Here is a 17697-nt window from a genome sequence, read left to right as displayed (position 1 = left end):
AAGGAGATAATTAATGACAACTTCAGTATTCCAAGGACGTAGCTTTTTAGCAGAAAAAGACTTTACACGTGCAGAGTTAGAATACCTTATCGGACTTTCAGCTCACTTGAAAGACCTTAAAAAACGCAACATTGACCACCGCTATCTAGCTGGTAAAAACATTGCGCTTTTGTTTGAAAAAACTTCAACTCGTACTCGTGCAGCCTTCACTACTGCAGCCATCGACCTTGGTGCTCACCCAGAATACCTTGGTGCAAACGACATCCAACTTGGTAAAAAAGAATCTACAGAAGATACTGCAAAAGTTCTTGGACGTATGTTTGATGGTATTGAATTCCGTGGTTTCAGCCAACGCATGGTTGAAGAATTGGCTGAATTCTCAGGTGTTCCAGTATGGAATGGTTTGACTGACGAATGGCACCCAACTCAAATGCTTGCTGACTACTTGACTGTTCAAGAAAACTTTGGACGTTTGGAAGGTTTGACACTTGTATACTGTGGTGACGGACGTAACAACGTTGCAAACAGCCTTCTTGTAACAGGTGCTATCCTTGGTGTGAACGTACACATCTTCTCACCAAAAGAACTCTTCCCAGAACAAGAAATTGTTGAATTGGCAGAAGGATTCGCAAAAGAAAGTGGCGCTCATATCTTGATCACTGAAGATGCTGACGAAGCTGTGAAAGGTGCAGATGTACTTTACACTGACGTTTGGGTATCTATGGGTGAAGAAGACAAATTTGCAGAACGCGTTGCCCTTTTGAAACCTTACCAAGTAAACATGGAATTGGTTAAGAAAGCTGATAACGAAGACTTGATCTTCTTGCACTGCTTGCCAGCTTTCCACGACACAAACACTGTTTATGGTAAAGATGTTGCTGAAAAATTCGGCGTTGAAGAAATGGAAGTTACTGACGAAGTGTTCCGTAGCAAATATGCTCGCCACTTTGACCAAGCTGAAAACCGTATGCACACAATCAAAGCGGTTATGGCAGCTACTCTTGGTAACTTGTACATTCCAAAAGTTTAAGACTTTATAACCGTATACCAACAGCTATAGGGGCTGGACTGCTAGCTTTAGTCCTGCCCCTATTTTTTATAGAAAGGGAAAACCTATGTCAAGAAAAATCGTCGTTGCTTTGGGAGGAAATGCCATTCTCTCATCTGATCCTTCTGCAAAAGCTCAACAAGAAGCACTTGTAGAAACAGCAAAACACTTAGTAAAATTGATTAAAAATGGGGATGACTTGATTGTCACTCACGGAAATGGTCCTCAAGTAGGAAACCTCTTGCTTCAACACTTGGCTGCAGATTCTGAAAAGAACCCAGCGTTCCCATTGGATTCATTGGTTGCAATGACTGAAGGAAGTATTGGCTTCTGGCTTCAAAATGCTCTTCAAAACGCCCTTCTTGAAGAAGGCATCGAAAAAGATGTGGCTTCAGTTGTGACACAAGTCGTTGTGGATAAGAACGACCCAGCTTTTGTTAACCTCAGCAAACCAATTGGCCCATTCTACTCTGAAGAAGAAGCAAAAGCAGAAGCTGAAAAATCAGGTGCAACTTTCAAAGAAGATGCTGGTCGTGGCTGGCGTAAAGTTGTTGCTTCACCAAAACCAGTAGATATCAAAGAAATTAATACCATCCGTACCTTGTTTAATGCAGGCCAAGTAGTGGTTGCAGCCGGTGGTGGCGGTATTCCAGTTGTGAAAGAAGCTGATGGCAGCTTGACTGGTGTTGAAGCTGTTATCGATAAAGACTTTGCATCCCAACGTTTGGCTGAATTGGTAGAAGCAGACCTCTTCATCGTTTTGACAGGTGTAGACTATGTCTTTGTGAACTATAACAAACCAGATCAAGAAAAATTGGAACATGTCAATGTCGCTCAATTGGAAGAGTACATCAAACAAGACCAATTTGCACCAGGAAGCATGCTTCCTAAAGTAGAAGCTGCGATCGCCTTTGTAAATGGTCGTCCAGAAGGAAAAGCAGTCATCACTTCACTTGAAAACCTTGGCGCTTTGATTGAGTCTGAAAGCGGAACAATTATCGTTAAAGACTAATTCATGCACATGAGGAGGGGAGTAAATCTTATTTTTACAGGATTTTGTATAAAGATTCTCCCCTTGTTTTTTCTAAAAAAGATTAGGAAAAACTAGTTTTTTAATCTTAAATATGATAAAATAAACATATAGGTAAGCGCTTTCTAAAAGATAAACCTTTTGAAAGAGTCACTCAAACTTTGTTGCGTTAGGAGGATAAGCAAATGAGTGAAAAAGCGAAAAAAGGGTTTAAGATGCCTTCATCTTATACCGTATTGTTAATCATCATTGCCATTATGGCAGTGTTAACTTGGATTATTCCAGCTGGTCAATACAAAGTTGACGATGGTGGTGCCATCATCGCAGGTAGTTATGAAGCTGTGAAACAAAATCCTCAAGGGATTTGGGACGTCTTGATGGCCCCAATCAATGCCATGCTTGGTAAAGCACCAACCAGTGCAGCCATTGACGTAGCCTTCTTTATCTTGATGGTCGGTGGTTTCCTTGGTGTTGTGAACGAAACAGGTACCCTTGATGTAGGGATTGCTTCTATCGTTCGTAAATACAAAGGCCGCGAAAAAATGTTGATCTTGATCTTAATGCCATTGTTTGCCCTTGGTGGGACAACTTATGGTATGGGTGAGGAAACCATGGCCTTCTATCCACTTCTTGTACCTGTTATGATGTCTGTTGGTTTTGACAGCTTGACAGGGGTAGCCATTATCTTGCTTGGTTCACAGATTGGATGTTTGGCATCTACCTTGAACCCATTTGCGACAGTTATCGCATCTGATACTGCAGGTATCTCAAGTGCTTCAGGTCTCTTGCTTCGTTTAATCTTCTGGATTGTCATGACAGCCCTTAGCACCTACTATGTATACCGTTACGCTGATAGAATTCAAAAAGACCCAACCAAATCTCTCACCTATGCTACTCGTGAAGAAGATTTGAAACACTTCAACGTTGATAGTGGCGAAGAAATTCCTTCACAAATGAACAAGAAACAAAAACGTGTCTTGCTCGTCTTCATTTCAACATTCGTCATCATGGTTGCTGGATTTATCCCATTCAAAGATTTGGGTATTACATTCTTTGACAGCTTTAACGAGTCTCTCCATAAAGTTCCTTACCTTGGTCAATTGATCGGTAACACAGATGCTCTTGGTACTTGGTATTTCCCTCAAACAGCTATGCTCTTTGCCTTCATGGGAATCCTTGTTGGTATCATTTATGGCTTGAAAGAAGAACAAATCATTTCATCCTTCATGAATGGTGCAGCTGACCTCTTGAGTGTTGCTATTATCGTAGCAGTAGCACGTGGTATCCAAGTCATCATGAACGACGGTATGATCACTGCAACAATTCTTCACTGGGGTGAAGAAGGACTTAAAGGTCTTTCATCTCAATTGTTCATTGTCTTGACTTACATTTTCTACTTGCCAATGTCATTCTTGATTCCATCATCATCTGGTCTTGCCAGCGCGACAATGGGTATCATGGCACCTCTTGGTAAATTCGTCAATGTACCAGCTAGCTTGATTGTTACAGCTTACCAATCTGCATCTGGTGTCTTGAACTTGATCGCACCAACTTCAGGTATCGTAATGGGAGCTCTTGCTCTTGGACGTGTTGAATTGAGTGCATGGTGGAAATTCATGGGTAAATTGGTCGTAGCGATTGTAGTGATTACCATTGCCCTTCTTCTACTAGGAACTGTGGTTCCATTCTTACAATAGAATAAAGTAGGTGTTTCATGAAAAATAGAATAAAGGACGATGTAAAAGAGCAGTTTTTAACCTCTCTTCAAACCATCATTTCTTATCCTTCGGTTTTAAACGAAGGCGAAAATGGAACACCGTTTGGACAAGCTATCCAAGATGTCCTTGAGAAAACGTTAGAAATTGCTCAAGAAATGGGCTTTCAAACCTATCTAGATCCTGAAGGATACTATGGATATGCAGAGATCGGTCAGGGGGAAGAACTCCTGGCCGTTCTTTGTCACTTGGATGTTGTTCCAGCCGGTGATTTAGAAGATTGGCAGACGCCACCTTTTGAGGCGACTCTGAAAGATGGATGGTTGATCGGACGTGGAGTACAAGATGACAAGGGGCCATCCCTTGCGGCCCTTTACGCAGTTAAGAGTCTTCTCGACCAAGGACTTGTATTTACCAAACGGATTCGCTTTATATTTGGTACGGACGAGGAAACTCTCTGGCGCTGTATGAACCGCTACAATCAGCTAGAAGAAAAAGCAGATCTTGGCTTTGCTCCGGATTCCTCTTTCCCATTAACTTATGCTGAAAAAGGCTTGCTTCAAGTGAAGCTCCATGGACCAGGATGGGAGGATCGTCCCTTACAAGCTGGTCGTGCCCTTAACGTGGTACCAGATAAGGCAACTTATAAGGGGGAACGCTTAGAGGAACTCTTACCAGTGATCGAGCAAAGTGGTGTGAACTATACAGAAGAAGCAGGAGCAGTAACCGTTCTTGGACTGTCTAAACACTCCAAGGATGCGGCTGAGGGTGTCAATGCTATTGTCGGCTTAGCGGAAAGTCTTTCCTTGATCCAGCCTCATCCAGCTCTTCTCTTTATAGCAGATGCTGTTGGGGAAGATGCGACAGGAGCAGCTCTCTTTGGTGAAATCAAAGATGAACCAAGTGGTGCTCTTTCCTTCAATATTGCGACCCTCTCTATTGATGAAGAGCGATCTGAGATCGGGATTGATATTCGGATTCCAGTCTTAGCAGATAAGGATGCTTTAGTAGAGCGATTAACTGAGGTGGCAGCTAGCTATCAACTTCAGTATGAAGAGTTTGATTATGTAGCTCCACTGTACGTTCCATTAGATAGTCCGTTGGTGAGTACTCTGATGGAGGTCTACCAAGAAGAAACGGGGGATCAAACCCCAGCTATGTCCTCAGGAGGAGCTACCTTTGCTCGAACCATGGAAAATTGTGTGGCTTATGGGGCCCTCTTCCCTGATGCTCTCCAAACAGAGCACCAGGCGAATGAACGAGCCAAACTGGATGATTTGTATCGTGCAATGGAAATTTATGCCGAGACCATTCGACGGTTAGCAGGCAAAGAAGTCTAATATAGATTTGAAAAAAGCTTAGATGGTCAGTGAACTGCACCCCAAAAGTTAGACAGAAAAAATCTAACTTTTGGGGTGTTTTTATTATGAAATTGACTTATAAAGATAAAATTCAGATCTATGAACTTAGAAAACAAGGATATAGCTTAGAGCAGCTTTCAAATAAATTTGGGATAAACAATTCTAATCTTAGGTACATGATTAAATTGATTGATTGTTACGGAATAGAGTTCGTCAAAAAGGGAAAAAATAGATACTACTCTCCTGAATTAAAACAAGAAATGATTGATAAAGTTCTACATGAAAACTGGTCTCAAGATAGAGTTTCTCTCGAATATGCTCTCCCAAATCGTGGTATGCTTCCAAATTGGATGGCACAATACAAGAAAAACGGGTATACTATTGTTGAGAAAACAAGAGGGAGAGTACCTAAAATGGGACGTAAACGTAAGAAAACTTGGGAAGAAATGACAGAACTAGAGCGACTCCAAGAAGAGAATGAACGCTTACGTACCGAGGTGGCTTACTTAAAAAAGTTAAAAGAGCTAGAAGACAGGGACGAAGCCTTACAACGAGAAAGGCAGAGACAATTAGAGAAATGGCTTCAGGAGGATTTCGACTAGATTTACTTCTTGAAGCGGCTCGTTTACCTCGCTCAACTTACTACTATCAGTTGAAGCAACTGGATAGGCTTGACAAAGATAAAGATCTTAAAGCTGAAATTCAATCCATTTTTACTGAGCACAGAGGAAATTATGGCTATCGCCGAATGACTCTTGAATTGAGAAATCGTGGTTATATGGTCAATCACAAAAGAGTCCAACGCCTGATGAAGGTCCTTGGTTTAAGTGCTCGAATTCGTCGTAAACGGAAGTATTCTTCTTACCAAGGAGAGATTGGTAAGAAAGCAGATAATCTTATTCAACGCCAATTTGAAGCAACCAAACCAATGGAAAAGTGCTATACAGATGTGACAGAATTTGCCATTCCAGCAAGTAATCAAAAGCTCTACTTATCACCAGTTTTAGATGGCTTTAATAGCGAAATTATCGCCTATAATCTTTCAACTTCACCAAACTTAGATCAAGTGGAAGCTATGTTAAACCAGGCTTTCAGTGAGGATCATTACACAAATACTATTCTCCATAGTGATCAAGGATGGCAGTATCAACATCAGTATTATCATCATTTTTTAGAGGGTAAAGGAATCCAACCGTCCATGTCACGTAAAGGAAACAGTCCAGATAATGGCATGATGGAGTCCTTCTTTGGCATTCTTAAGTCTGAGATGTTTTATGGTTATGAGAAGACCTTTCACTCACTTGAGCAATTGGAGCAAGCTATTGTAGACTATATTGATTATTACAACAACAAACGAATTAAGATAAAACTAAAAGGACTCAGTCCTGTGCAATACAGAACTAAATCCTTTGGATAAATTAATTGTCTAACTTTTTGGGGTCAGTACATCAGACCATCTAAGCTTTTTTTTTATTTGCTAAAGAAGAAGGGGGGAGTAAATTCTTTCAATTTTTCAAAGCAGTCCAAGGCACCTTGATTGTCTTCACAGATGATGAGACAGACGTCATCTCCGCAGACGGTTGCGACAATTTGTGGTAATTCCAGGGCGTCTAGGATAGCACCGAAAGACTGAGCCAGTCCAGGGAGAGTTTTCACCACCACTTGGTTTTGGACGGGACGAAGCATGACGAGGGCATCCTCCATATAAAAACGCAGTCGGTTTTCCCAGCGGGATGGTGCGATACTATTAATAGCATAGTAAGAAGTATCCCCCTCATTAATTTTTACCAGATTCAAGGATTTGACATCTCTTGAGAGGGTTGATTGGGTCACGATGATACCGTTAGCTTCTAAGCTGTCTTGTAATTCCTGCTGGGTCCGAATCTTTTTCTCTGAAATAATGGACCGGATGAGGCGGTGGCGACTTTCAATCTTATTCATAAAGGAATCTCCTTATTTAATAAACATAGCATCTCCAAAGCTAAAGAAACGATAGCCTTGGTCAATAGCGTGCTGATAAGCTTCTAGAGTAAATTCCCGACCTGCGAAGGCAGAAACGAGCATGACTAAGGTTGATTTTGGTAGGTGGAAGTTGGTTGAAAAGGCGTCGACAACTTGCCACTGATAGCCTGGTTTGATAAAGATATTGGTCCAACCAGAGTCTGCTTGTACCTCTCCATTAAACTTATTTCCAATTGTTTCTAAAGTTCGGATAGAAGTGGTCCCAACGGCTACGATGCGGTGACCGCTCGCTTTAACTTGTCGAAGAGTTTGGGCAGCTTCTTCAGAAAGTTGATAAAACTCAGAGTGCATCTCATGCTGGTCTACATCATCAACGGATACTGGACGGAAGGTACCAAGTCCGACATGGAGGGTTAGATAAACCAAATGAACACCTTTGTCTTCAATTTTTTGTAACAGCTCAGGTGTAAAATGGAGGCCAGCAGTTGGAGCGGCGGCAGATCCATTTTCTTTGGCATAGACCGTCTGGTAGCGTTCCTGATCTTCTAATTTTTCATGGATGTATGGTGGTAGAGGCATTTCTCCTAGGCTTTCCAGGACTTCAAGGAAAATCCCTTGATAAGAAAACTCTACGATACAGCCTCCGTGTTCCAATTTCTTGATGAGAGTCGCTTGGAGACGTCCATCTCCAAAACTGACAATTCCTCCCTCTTTAAGACGTTTGGCAGGTTTAGCAAGAACCTCCCATTGATCGCCCTCGATATTTTTTAAGAGGAGAAGCTCCACATGTCCCCCTGTATCTGGTTTGACCCCATGGAGACGAGCAGGAAGGACACGGGTATTGTTCATCACCAAAGCATCCCCTGGTTCTAACTCATTGATAATGGCATCAAAATGCTGGTCTTCCATCTGACCTGTTTGGCGATTGAGGATCAGTAGTTTGGAGGCATCGCGCTTTTCTAGAGGAGTTTGCGCAATTAACTCCTCAGGGAGGTGGAAATCAAAGTCGTTTGTATTCATGGTCTCTCCTTGTTTCTAAATTCTTCTATTTCTTACATTTAACCTTCCCCATTATATCATGAAATAAGAGTGAAACAAAGGAAATGACTAGCTGAATTTTGACGGAGAGAAGTGAAAAATTCCTTGTCTAGCATGAAGAAAGCGCTTGACAAAAATTGGTCTATACCATATAATGAATATAAGAAATAAGTGGAGGTTTCATCATGAAAGTTATTGAAGTAGCTAATCAAATTGAAGGAGGACAGGTTGCTTTTGACCTGTTAAAAGAAAAGTTAGAACAAGGTGCGAAAACTCTGGGGCTTGCGACTGGAAGCAGTCCACTTGAATTTTATAAATTGATTCGAGAAAGTGACTTGGATTTTTCAGACATGGTCAGTGTCAACTTGGATGAGTATGTCGGCTTGACGGGTGAAGATCCTCAATCCTATCGTTACTTTATGCAGGAAAATTTATTCAATGAGAAACCTTTTAAAGTTAGCTATCTTCCAAAAGGAAATGAAGATACTGCAGAAGAAGAAACAGCTCATTACAATGAAATTTTGGCCCAAAATCCAGTAGATCTGCAAATTCTAGGGATTGGTCGCAATGGCCACATTGGTTTTAACGAACCAGGTACACCATTTGACAGCCAAACGCATTTGGTCCATTTGGATCAATCAACGATTGAAGCCAACTCTCGCTTCTTTGAAAAAATTGAAGATGTTCCGACTCAAGCCATTTCAATGGGGATTGCAAACATTCTCGCCGCTAAGTCCATTATTCTCTTTGCCTATGGCGAATCAAAAGCTCAAGCAATCGCAGGAATGGTCAATGGTCCAAAAACAGAGAGTTTACCAGCGAGTGCTCTTCAAGGACACCCAGATGTCGTCATTATTGCAGACCAAGCAGCCTTGAGCCTACTGTAAGCAGTTAAAATAGAGAGACCTATCTGAATTATCCTGGAAGATAGGTTTTTTTATAGCTTGAAGTATGGTACAATAAGATAAAATTCTATATTTGAGGAAAATATATTTTGAAGAAGAAGTTGCTCGTTTTAGGAATTGTCGTCTTATCTTTGCTCCAGCCCTTGTCGATCGCAGCGGATGAGCTAGTGGATATGGCGCAAAAAATGTATCCCAATGATCATGTGCAGGCCTATAACCGACCAAGGTCTTCCCTCGTCATCGATGCGAATACCGGAGATGTTTTGTGGAGAGACAATATTGATGAAGTGCGGGATCCTGCAAGTATGAGTAAGCTCATGACACTGTATCTGCTTTTCGAATCCATGAAAGAGGGGAAAATCACTAAAGATACGGTTGTCACTGCAACGGCTGCGGATCAATCTATGTCAAAAATCTATGAGATTTCCAACAATAACATCGTTGCAGGAGTGGATTATACGGTCTCTGAATTGATTACCATGACTGCTGTTCCATCCTCCAATGTGGCGACGATTATGTTGGCCAATCTCCTTTCTAACCATGATGCTGATGCCTTTATTCAGCGGATGAACGAAAAGTCCAAGGAATTGGGGATGACCAATACCGTTTGGAACAATCCTAGTGGTGCGGCCATTTCAACCTTCCAAGGTTTATATACCAGTTATAACTATCCAAATGATGCAGCCAACCAAACAACTGCAAGAGACTTGGCTATTCTCGTCTATCATTTCGTGAAAGAATATCCCGATATCCTTAGCTACACCAATCAGGCTAAGGTGACCGTTAAACAAGGAACTCCTTATGAGGAAACCTTTGATACCTACAACTATTCTTTGCCAGGAGCTAGATATGCTCTTGAAGGAGTAGATGGTCTGAAGACAGGTTCGAGTCCTCGTGGTGCCTTTAACTACATCGCAACCGCTAAACGAGGGGACCAACGAATTATCTCCGTCGTAATGGGAGTTGGTGATTGGTCTGACCAGGATGGTGAATACTATCGACATCCATTTGGCAATGCCTTGATCGAAAAAGCTTTTGCAGATTATAGTTATAAAAAGTTATTGGACAAGGGTGTACAGACTATTGATGGAAAGACCTACACGCTAGATCAACCGTTCTATGCTACGGTGAAAAAGGGAGAAGAGGATCCAAAACTAGTTGTCAAAGATGGACAGGTAGAGGCGGATTCAGGCTTGATGACCCTATCAGAAAAGATTTCTGATGGACTTCCAGTAAAAGAAGGAGCAGTGGATCAATCAGATACCCAAAGTACTGTGGCACCATCTACAAAGAAATCCATCCGCTTCCCGCTTGAAAGTCTGGTTATTCTGGTTCCAATTGGTATACTTGCTATGATTCTGTATGTAGAAAGGGCCCATCGCAAAAAACGTGCGCTCAAGGCTCAGAATCGCTACAAAAAATAAATGATCAAAACTCAACTGAAATCCAGTTGGGTTTTGTCATTGCCTCTTCTGTTTAAAATTGAAAGGAAACTTATGAAAGCATTTCGAAATTCCTATCTTGCTTATTTATTTTTATATAGTTTTTACTTCATGTCGACTGCTCTCTTTACGACTTTAATCTCTGTCTATCTTATAGGCCGGCAGTATTCAGCCAGTCAGGTCTCTAATTTGGTATCAACTGCCTTTTTCTTATCCATGCTTGCCCAGCCCTTATTTGGTTATATCAATGAACGATTTGGCATTGTTAAAATCACCACTTTGAGCTTGGTCGTCCTCATGGCAGGGGTGGGTGGTTTTATCTGGGCCCCTAACTACTTTTGGTTGACGATTTTTTATGGCTTGGTTTTACTGTGTCTAAATGGAACGGCACCTATGATGGAAGTTTTTGCTACCCAGAGTCCCTATGCTTTTGGAAAAATTCGCGTTTGGGGAACTCTAGGATATGCGGCTGGAGCGCAGCTAGCTGGTTGGCTCTATGCTCATCTTAGCCCCCAGTCTGTTTACTATTGTGTTTTGGTAACACTCCTTCTTAGTTTCTTCACCTTAGGAGCTATTCGTATCGACAAGACCAATCGGGTACAGAAAGAAGCTGTATCGATCCGTCCTTTGCTCCACAATGGTCCCTATCTCTTTTTCTTACTTTTGATGGGGATTGTGTCAGGTGTGGGCAATATTGGCCATACCTATATTCCAGCTCTCTTGATGGATAGTGGGCTCCCTGTCCAAATCGCATCTACGGTTGTGGCTATATCTGTCGTTGTTGAAGCGCCTCTTATCTTTTTCTCGGACCGTTTTATGGACCATTGGCCCTTGCGTCTACTAATTTTGCTTCCTATAGGGATTCTCCTACTCCAGTATTTCATCTATGCTCTTCCGAGTCCTGTCTTCTTAAAAGTGCTAGTCACTCTTTTGGCCAAACATACGACGGGGATGGTGTTGATCATGGTCTCTTTACGTTTTATCTCCCAACAGGTGGATAAGAAAGATCTAGTCTTAGCCATGGCTCTCATGCAGGGAGTTCGCTACCTTGGTACCATTTTATTGCAACCGATAGCGGCTTTCTTTGTGGATCACGGAGGATTTTCAATGATGAGTTACTTCTTGGCGCTTGTCCTGATCCTCGTCCTTCTTCTCAGTATCTTTTTAAAGATGCCAAAAGGAAAATCTCCGGGTCTCTTTGGGAGTATGAAGGAGTAAAAAGATTAGGAAATAGTGTTTCTGAATAGGGGGACTTATGCTATAATGGAGAACGATGATGATGAAAGAAATGAGAGAGAATGAAGATTAAACGTGCCTTATTTGCGACACTTTCCCTTGCTTGCCTATGTTCCCCACTGCTAGTAAAGGCGGATGATCTTTACCAACAAGAAGATATCATGTCGATCACAGAAAAATCAGGGACATCGGTGGATGAATTTTTCCGTCCCAAGGCAGATATTGTCGTTGATGCTCACACAGGAGCGATTGTTTATGGAGATAATATTGATGCACCTCGTGACTCCGGTAGTATGGCTAAATTGATGTCTGTCTATGTTCTTCTGAGAGCTATTCAAGAAGGGCAACTGGATTATGACACCCTAATTACCGCCACAGATACAGATGTGATCATTTCTCAAAATCAGAAGTTGAGCAATAGTCCGATTGTGGCGGGTGCTAAATACAAGGTATCGACCCTCCTAAATATGATTTTTGTTCCTTCTTCAAGTGCCGCTACCATCATGATTGCCAACAAGGTGTCTGGAGGAGATCCGGATAAATTCTTAGATTTGATGAACCAGCGGGCCCAGGAAATTGGAATGACCAATACCAAGTGGAACAATCCTAATGGTGCCCCAACTGCAGTCTTGGATGGCTACTATAATCCGACACGCTATGATCAAAATGCCATTAACCAAACAACAGCGAGAGATATGGCTATTTTGGCCTATCACATGGTCAATGAGTTCCCTGAAATCCTTAACTACACCAAAAATGCCAAGATTACCCTCTTCAAAGGTACAGATTATGAAGAAACGCATGAGAATTATAATTATTCCTTAGAAGGTGGAAGGTATTCTCTAAAGGGAGCGGATGGTCTGAAGACTGGATCTAGTCCGACTGCAGATTATAATTACACCTTGACGGTTAACCGTGGGAACCAGCGATTTGTTCAAGTGATTATGGGAGTTGGCCATTACGATGTGGAAATAGCGGAGAGTCTGCGCCACGTCATTGGAAATGCCCTGATTGAAAGACTCTATCAGGATTATGAATACAAAGAGGTGCTGCCGGCGGGGGATCACACCATTCAGGGGCAAACCTATCACTTAGAAAAACCTTTCTATGCTACGGTGAAAAGAGGGACCAATCCAGAGGTCAGTGTTCAAAATGGCCAGCTACAAATTGCAAATGGCTTGCAAACTGTTTCTCCGTCTATTCAGCAAACACAGGCTGTAAGCGCAGTACAGGCGTCCCATCAGAAGTCCACTAGCACGCGTCAAAAAGGCTGGGATCCAATGTGGCTTTTTTGCTTCCTTCCCTTCATTTTCCTAAGAATTTTCTTTAACATAAGATATAAGAGAAAATAAAAAGAGAGTGGGACAGAAATCGGTCATTCGTTAGAATTCGATTTCGTCGTCCCACCTCCGCACAGTTGAGTAGGGCTGTAAAAGCTGATGAAATCAGCGTAGTAGAGCCCACTCAACCACTGCGTCACTGCGTCTTGCTCGACAATCCGAAGACAATTGAGAGGCTAGGACTTTTGTCCCAGCCTTTTTCTTGTAGTGAAACAACTGAACAACCAGTTTTAGGTAGGAGAGAAGTAGTGCTAGAGCAGTGGGGGCCTCCATATTCGGATATTATTTCACAAACTATTATGAACTAGTAATTGATTTGACGGTAAAATTATTTGATGGTAAAATGGACTCGAATCAATATTAAAGGAGTTATCAAATGAAAAAATTGATTTTATCTACTACCGCTTTATTGGCAGTTGCTTCGCTTGCGGCTTGTTCAGGTAAGCAAGAAGTAAAAACCGAAGCTTCTTCATCTACTGAGAAGACAGAAAAGGTAACAAGCAAATCTTCCAGCTCATCAAAGGCAGAAAAGACTTCTTCTAATACTAGCTCTCAAACAACAAATGATATCTTCCCATCAGACGAAGAGCTTGAAAAATTAAAAACAGTTGGTGATTTTAAAAAGTGCTTCGCAAAAATCGTGGATGAATCCAATCGCCTGATGACTGAATCGATGGAATCTCTTCCTGAAAGTGCCAAAGAGTCATTTGCTCAAGTAGCAGATACGCTTAAGGAGACTCTTGCACAAACTAAGGAAGCCTTCAATAAAGCTGTTGAGCGTTATGGGGATGATAATGCGGAAGTTCCAAAAGAGTTTCGTGAAACCTTTATTGAACAGTTGAAGGATGCTCGCGACTCTGCCAAAGACTCATCAGAGTCACCAGTTGACCAAGACTCAGACGATGAAGATAGCGATTCAGATGAATAAATAGATTGGTAGCATTGGACTTTTTGTCAAAAGCTAAATCGATAGACCGGAGATAGACTGATCTCTGGTCTTTTTTTAAAGAATCAAGGGACAGGTATGAATTGACGGCAACCTGGCTTGATGCTAGAATGGTAGTGGAATGATAAAAAGGAGAGATTGAATGAAAAAAAGACTATTATCAATGACTGCTTTATTGGGAGCGCTTGGGCTAGTAGCCTGCTCGAATCAAGAAGGGACCTTGTCCAGTGAAAAGTCAGTTCAGAAAACAACCCAGTCTTCTAGCGCTTCTCAGGGCAAGAAAGTGACCAGCTTGAAAGGATCCTCAGAGTCTCCTTTTGTTTTGTATACAGATGAGGAACTTGAAAATGCTAGAACCGTGGGGGATTTTAAAGCTCTCTATGCTTTGATGACGGACCGAACAGTTGCTCATTCGGAAGAAGCAGGAGCATCCCTCACGGGCTCTGCAAAAGAGACCTATGAGACTTATCTGAAAGACTTGAAGGAGAAAATGGAAACGAGCAAGGCCCGTTTTAATGAATTCATGGATACGATAGGGCCTGAAGACACCGATGTCCCGGAAGCTACTCGTGCAACCATTGTTGAAAAATTTGAAACGGCTCGAAAACAAGCTGAAGCATCTGAAAATGGGACCTCCCCATCATCGGAAACTCCCGATCCGGCATCAGGCGAGAAAACGAGTGAGTCAGATCAATAAGCGGGGGACGTTATGTAAAGTCTCGTCTAGGATGGATGAACATTCGCTTTACATGTAAATAAGATCATATCTAAAAAAGGAGCTTGCCTCCTTTTTTTCTGTCTCCTTTATATAAGTATCCCCTATTACGAATTATATAAGTGGAGGTGATGATATGTTTATTGCAACTGATGCAAAGCAACAGCGTTGGAATTGTTTGGAGAAGGTTCCGATGAAAAAGGAGGGTCCCTTTTTCTGTCTCCTGTGTGGAAAGGAAGTCATCTTAAAGAAAGGGCCTGTGATGCGTCCGCATTTTGCCCACGTCAACCTAGAAGCTTGCCCCTTCCATCATGAAACGGAGAGTCCAGAGCATTTGGAGTTAAAGCTGGCACTTTATCAATGGGCCAAGCAACACTCCAATGCTGAAGTGGAAAGTCCTCTGCAGGCTTTCCAACAGATTGCGGATATTCTCCTTCCAGATCAAAAGCTTGCCTTAGAAGTGCAATGTAGTTCCTTATCCATGGAGCGTTTAAAAGAACGGAGCGATGCCTATCGCAAGCATGGTTATCAAGTTTACTGGTTGCTAGGGAAAAACTTATGGCTCAAGAAAAGCCTGTCAGCTCTGCAAGAAGGTTTTGTCTATTTTAGCCAAAATAGGGGCTTTCATCTCTGGGAGTTGGATCTAGAGCAACAGGAAGTTCGGCTCCACTATCTGATCCATCAAGACTTGCGAGGGCGTCTTCATTATCGGACTCAACATTTTCCTTTTTTTGGTGGGAATTTGTTAGATGTTTTGCGGACCCCCTATGCCCAACAAGGTTTGCAACGAATGACGGTCTCTCTAGACAGACAGTTTAAGGACTATCTTCGTCAGCAGTTGTATTACCGCCATCCTAAGTGGATGGCCCTCCAAGAACAACTCTATCTGAAAGGAAAGCATCTCCTGGAGTTGGACTTGGAAGCCTTTTATCCCCTGTGTCGGCCACTGAAGTCTAGGAATTTTATTCAGATTAGGGGAGACTGGCAAGCCTATTATCAGAACTTTATGACCTACTATCGTTCAACTGGAATGAAAGCGACGCAGACTCTTTATTCACCTCGTTTTTATCAGAACTGGAAAGCTTAAATTTCTGTCAATCAAATACCCCCAAATGGTAATATTGTGATAGAATAGAAGCATTGGAGGATTTTTGTAATGGTAAAACAACGAAATGAAATTGATGAAAAATACCAATGGGATTTGTCGACCATTTTTGCGACAGACCAAGCTTGGGAGGAAGAAGCAACTGCCTTAGCTGCAGCCATTAAAGATGCTGCTCATTTTGCAGGTTCTTTATTGTCTTCTCCAGCCAACCTATTAGAAACCACAGAAGTTTATTTGGACTTGAGCCGTCGTTTGGAGAAGGTTTATGTCTACGCCCATATGAAGAATGACCAGGACACACGCGTAGCCAAATACCAAGAATTCCAATCAAAAGCCATGTCCCTATACAGCCTTTTAGGGGAGACCTTTGCCTTCTACGAACCAGAATTTATGGAGATCACCGAAGAGCAATATGCCAACTTCTTGAAAGAAGTCCCTGCTTTAGAAGCTTATGCTCATTACTTTGACAAATTGCTCAAAACCAAAGAGCATGTCCTTTCTCAAAAAGAAGAAGAATTGTTAGCAGGAGCAGGTGAAATCTTTGCTGCAGCGGGTGAAACTTTTGAGATCTTGGACAATGCAGATATTGTCTTCCCAATGGTGAAGGATGACCAAGGCCAAGAAGTTCAGTTGACACATGGAAACTATATTTCTTTGGTTGAGTCGAAGGACCGCCAAGTCCGTAAGGAAGCTTACCAGGCTTTGTATGGTGTCTACGAACAGTACCAACACACCTATGCTAAGACCCTTCAGACCAACGTCAAGGTTCACAATTACAATGCCAAGGTTCGCAAATTCTCAAGTGCGCGTGAGGCAGCTCTTTCTGCTAACTTTATCCCAGAAAGCGTCTATGATAGTTTGGTAGAAGCGGTTAACAAACACTTGCCACTCTTGCAACGCTACGTGAAACTCCGCTCAAAAATCTTGGGAATTGAAGATTTGAAGATGTATGATGTCTACACACCACTGTCTTCTACTGATTACAAGTTCACCTATGAAGAAGCCCTTGCCAAGTCTGAGCAGGCTTTGGCGGTGCTTGGTGAGGACTACCTATCACGCGTGAAGCGGGCCTTCACGGAACGTTGGATTGACGTCCATGTCAACCAAGGAAAACGCTCAGGGGCCTATTCAGGTGGATCGTACGACACCAATGCCTTTATGTTGTTAAACTGGCAAGATACATTGGACAATCTCTTCACCTTGGTGCATGAGACTGGCCACAGTATGCACTCCAGCTATACCCGTGAAACTCAACCTTATGTCTATGGGGACTATTCTATCTTCCTTGCTGAGATTGCTTCAACAACCAATGAAAATATCTTGACCGAGCAACTGTTGGCAGAAGTCGAAGATGATGAAACTCGTTTTGCTATTCTCAACCACTTCTTGGATGGCTTCCGTGGTACAGTCTTCCGTCAAACCCAGTTTGCGGAGTTTGAACATGCGATTCACAAGGCCGATCAAGAAGGACAAGTCTTGACCAGCGAATTCTTGAATGAGTTGTATGCAGACTTGAACGAGAAATACTATGGTCTTTCAAAAGAAGACAACCCAGAAATCCAATACGAATGGGCTCGTATTCCTCATTTCTACTATAACTACTATGTCTTCCAATATTCAACTGGTTTTGCAGCAGCCTCTGCCTTGGCTGAGAAAATTGTGCATGGAACACAGGAAGATAAGGACAAATACCTAGAGTATTTGAAGGCCGGAAATTCTGATTATCCACTCAACGTGATCCGCAAGGCGGGTGTCGATATGGAAAAAGAAGACTACCTCAATGCAGCCTTTGAAGTCTTTGAACGTCGTCTCAATGAATTTGAGGCCCTGGTTGAAAAATTAGGATTGGCCTAG

General features: G+C 42.2%; 15 protein-coding genes. 13 read left to right on the top strand and 2 right to left on the bottom strand.

The window, feature by feature from the left end; translation table 11 throughout:
• Positions 1-13: 13 nt before the first annotated feature.
• The 5 genes from argF (at position 14) to DW930_RS03720 (ending at position 6571) form a co-directional block, all read left to right on the top strand.
• Positions 14-1030, top strand: coding sequence for an ornithine carbamoyltransferase (argF, locus tag DW930_RS03740; protein WP_006596657.1), 1017 nt, complete (start codon positions 14-16; stop codon positions 1028-1030).
• An 85-nt stretch (positions 1031-1115) separates the two neighbouring features.
• The gene (gene arcC / locus DW930_RS03735; protein WP_006596656.1) at positions 1116-2060 is read left to right on the top strand and encodes a carbamate kinase; all 945 of its coding nucleotides are present in this window, start codon (positions 1116-1118) and stop codon (positions 2058-2060) included.
• A 203-nt stretch (positions 2061-2263) separates the two neighbouring features.
• The gene (locus tag DW930_RS03730; RefSeq protein WP_117744030.1) at positions 2264-3775 is read left to right on the top strand and encodes a YfcC family protein; all 1512 of its coding nucleotides are present in this window, start codon (positions 2264-2266) and stop codon (positions 3773-3775) included.
• Positions 3776-3792: 17 nt separating this feature from the next.
• Positions 3793-5133, top strand: a complete 1341-nt coding sequence (locus tag DW930_RS03725; protein WP_117744031.1) for a dipeptidase — start codon at positions 3793-3795, stop codon at positions 5131-5133.
• An 86-nt stretch (positions 5134-5219) separates the two neighbouring features.
• A protein-coding gene (locus DW930_RS03720; protein WP_123159464.1) for an IS3 family transposase occupies positions 5220-6571 on the top strand; the annotation gives its coding sequence in 2 pieces (ribosomal slippage) (positions 5220-5661 and positions 5661-6571; 1353 coding nt in all).
• A 53-nt stretch (positions 6572-6624) separates the two neighbouring features.
• On the opposite strand, the gene DW930_RS03715 is transcribed toward DW930_RS03720, so the two are convergent.
• Together DW930_RS03715 and queA are read right to left on the bottom strand one after the other, a co-directional pair.
• Positions 6625-7095, bottom strand: a complete 471-nt coding sequence (locus tag DW930_RS03715; RefSeq protein WP_006596653.1) for an arginine repressor — start codon at positions 7093-7095, stop codon at positions 6625-6627.
• A 12-nt stretch (positions 7096-7107) separates the two neighbouring features.
• Complete coding sequence (gene queA, locus DW930_RS03710; protein ID WP_023022701.1) at positions 7108-8136, bottom strand: tRNA preQ1(34) S-adenosylmethionine ribosyltransferase-isomerase QueA; 1029 nt, start codon at positions 8134-8136, stop codon at positions 7108-7110.
• 203 nt (positions 8137-8339) lie between these two features.
• Between queA and DW930_RS03705 the strand changes: the two genes are divergently transcribed.
• The 8 genes from DW930_RS03705 (at position 8340) to pepF (ending at position 17697) form a co-directional block, all read left to right on the top strand.
• The gene (locus DW930_RS03705; protein WP_123159356.1) at positions 8340-9041 is read left to right on the top strand and encodes a glucosamine-6-phosphate deaminase; all 702 of its coding nucleotides are present in this window, start codon (positions 8340-8342) and stop codon (positions 9039-9041) included.
• Between the two features lie 107 nt (positions 9042-9148).
• Positions 9149-10483: a DUF1958 domain-containing protein gene (locus tag DW930_RS03700; RefSeq protein ID WP_123159355.1), complete on the top strand. Its 1335-nt coding sequence runs from the start codon at positions 9149-9151 to the stop codon at positions 10481-10483.
• Between the two features lie 72 nt (positions 10484-10555).
• Entirely contained in the window at positions 10556-11719 is a 1164-nt protein-coding gene (locus DW930_RS03695) for an MFS transporter (protein WP_123159354.1), read from the top strand.
• An 80-nt stretch (positions 11720-11799) separates the two neighbouring features.
• On the top strand, positions 11800-13089 hold the full coding sequence (locus DW930_RS03690) for a DUF1958 domain-containing protein (protein ID WP_123159353.1): 1290 nt from the start codon (positions 11800-11802) through the stop codon (positions 13087-13089).
• A gap of 364 nt (positions 13090-13453) precedes the next feature.
• The gene (locus tag DW930_RS03680; RefSeq protein ID WP_123159352.1) at positions 13454-14005 is read left to right on the top strand and encodes a hypothetical protein; all 552 of its coding nucleotides are present in this window, start codon (positions 13454-13456) and stop codon (positions 14003-14005) included.
• A gap of 160 nt (positions 14006-14165) precedes the next feature.
• Entirely contained in the window at positions 14166-14720 is a 555-nt protein-coding gene (locus DW930_RS03675) for a hypothetical protein (protein WP_123159351.1), read from the top strand.
• A gap of 154 nt (positions 14721-14874) precedes the next feature.
• Positions 14875-15825, top strand: a complete 951-nt coding sequence (locus DW930_RS03670) for a competence protein CoiA family protein (RefSeq protein WP_123159350.1) — start codon at positions 14875-14877, stop codon at positions 15823-15825.
• A 69-nt stretch (positions 15826-15894) separates the two neighbouring features.
• Entirely contained in the window at positions 15895-17697 is a 1803-nt protein-coding gene (pepF, locus tag DW930_RS03665; protein ID WP_123159349.1) for an oligoendopeptidase F, read from the top strand.

It is taken from the genome of Streptococcus sp. AM43-2AT, from assembly GCF_003603405.1.
Taxonomy (GTDB): Bacteria; Bacillota; Bacilli; order Lactobacillales; family Streptococcaceae; genus Streptococcus; species Streptococcus ilei.
The sequence above is the reverse complement of the archived record's forward strand: the minus strand, read 5'-3'. Positions and strand labels throughout refer to the sequence as shown.

Coding starts and splice junctions, on each gene's coding strand:
- DW930_RS03730 (WP_117744030.1), top strand. CDS start 2,264: ATGAGTGAAAAAGCGAAAAAAGGGTTTAAGATGCCTTCATCTTATACC.
- DW930_RS03675 (WP_123159351.1), top strand. CDS start 14,166: ATGAAAAAAAGACTATTATCAATGACTGCTTTATTGGGAGCGCTTGGG.
- DW930_RS03705 (WP_123159356.1), top strand. CDS start 8,340: ATGAAAGTTATTGAAGTAGCTAATCAAATTGAAGGAGGACAGGTTGCT.
- DW930_RS03690 (WP_123159353.1), top strand. CDS start 11,800: ATGAAGATTAAACGTGCCTTATTTGCGACACTTTCCCTTGCTTGCCTA.
- arcC (WP_006596656.1), top strand. CDS start 1,116: ATGTCAAGAAAAATCGTCGTTGCTTTGGGAGGAAATGCCATTCTCTCA.
- pepF (WP_123159349.1), top strand. CDS start 15,895: ATGGTAAAACAACGAAATGAAATTGATGAAAAATACCAATGGGATTTG.
- DW930_RS03670 (WP_123159350.1), top strand. CDS start 14,875: ATGTTTATTGCAACTGATGCAAAGCAACAGCGTTGGAATTGTTTGGAG.
- DW930_RS03715 (WP_006596653.1), bottom strand. CDS start 7,095: ATGAATAAGATTGAAAGTCGCCACCGCCTCATCCGGTCCATTATTTCA.
- DW930_RS03680 (WP_123159352.1), top strand. CDS start 13,454: ATGAAAAAATTGATTTTATCTACTACCGCTTTATTGGCAGTTGCTTCG.
- DW930_RS03695 (WP_123159354.1), top strand. CDS start 10,556: ATGAAAGCATTTCGAAATTCCTATCTTGCTTATTTATTTTTATATAGT.
- argF (WP_006596657.1), top strand. CDS start 14: ATGACAACTTCAGTATTCCAAGGACGTAGCTTTTTAGCAGAAAAAGAC.
- queA (WP_023022701.1), bottom strand. CDS start 8,136: ATGAATACAAACGACTTTGATTTCCACCTCCCTGAGGAGTTAATTGCG.
- DW930_RS03725 (WP_117744031.1), top strand. CDS start 3,793: ATGAAAAATAGAATAAAGGACGATGTAAAAGAGCAGTTTTTAACCTCT.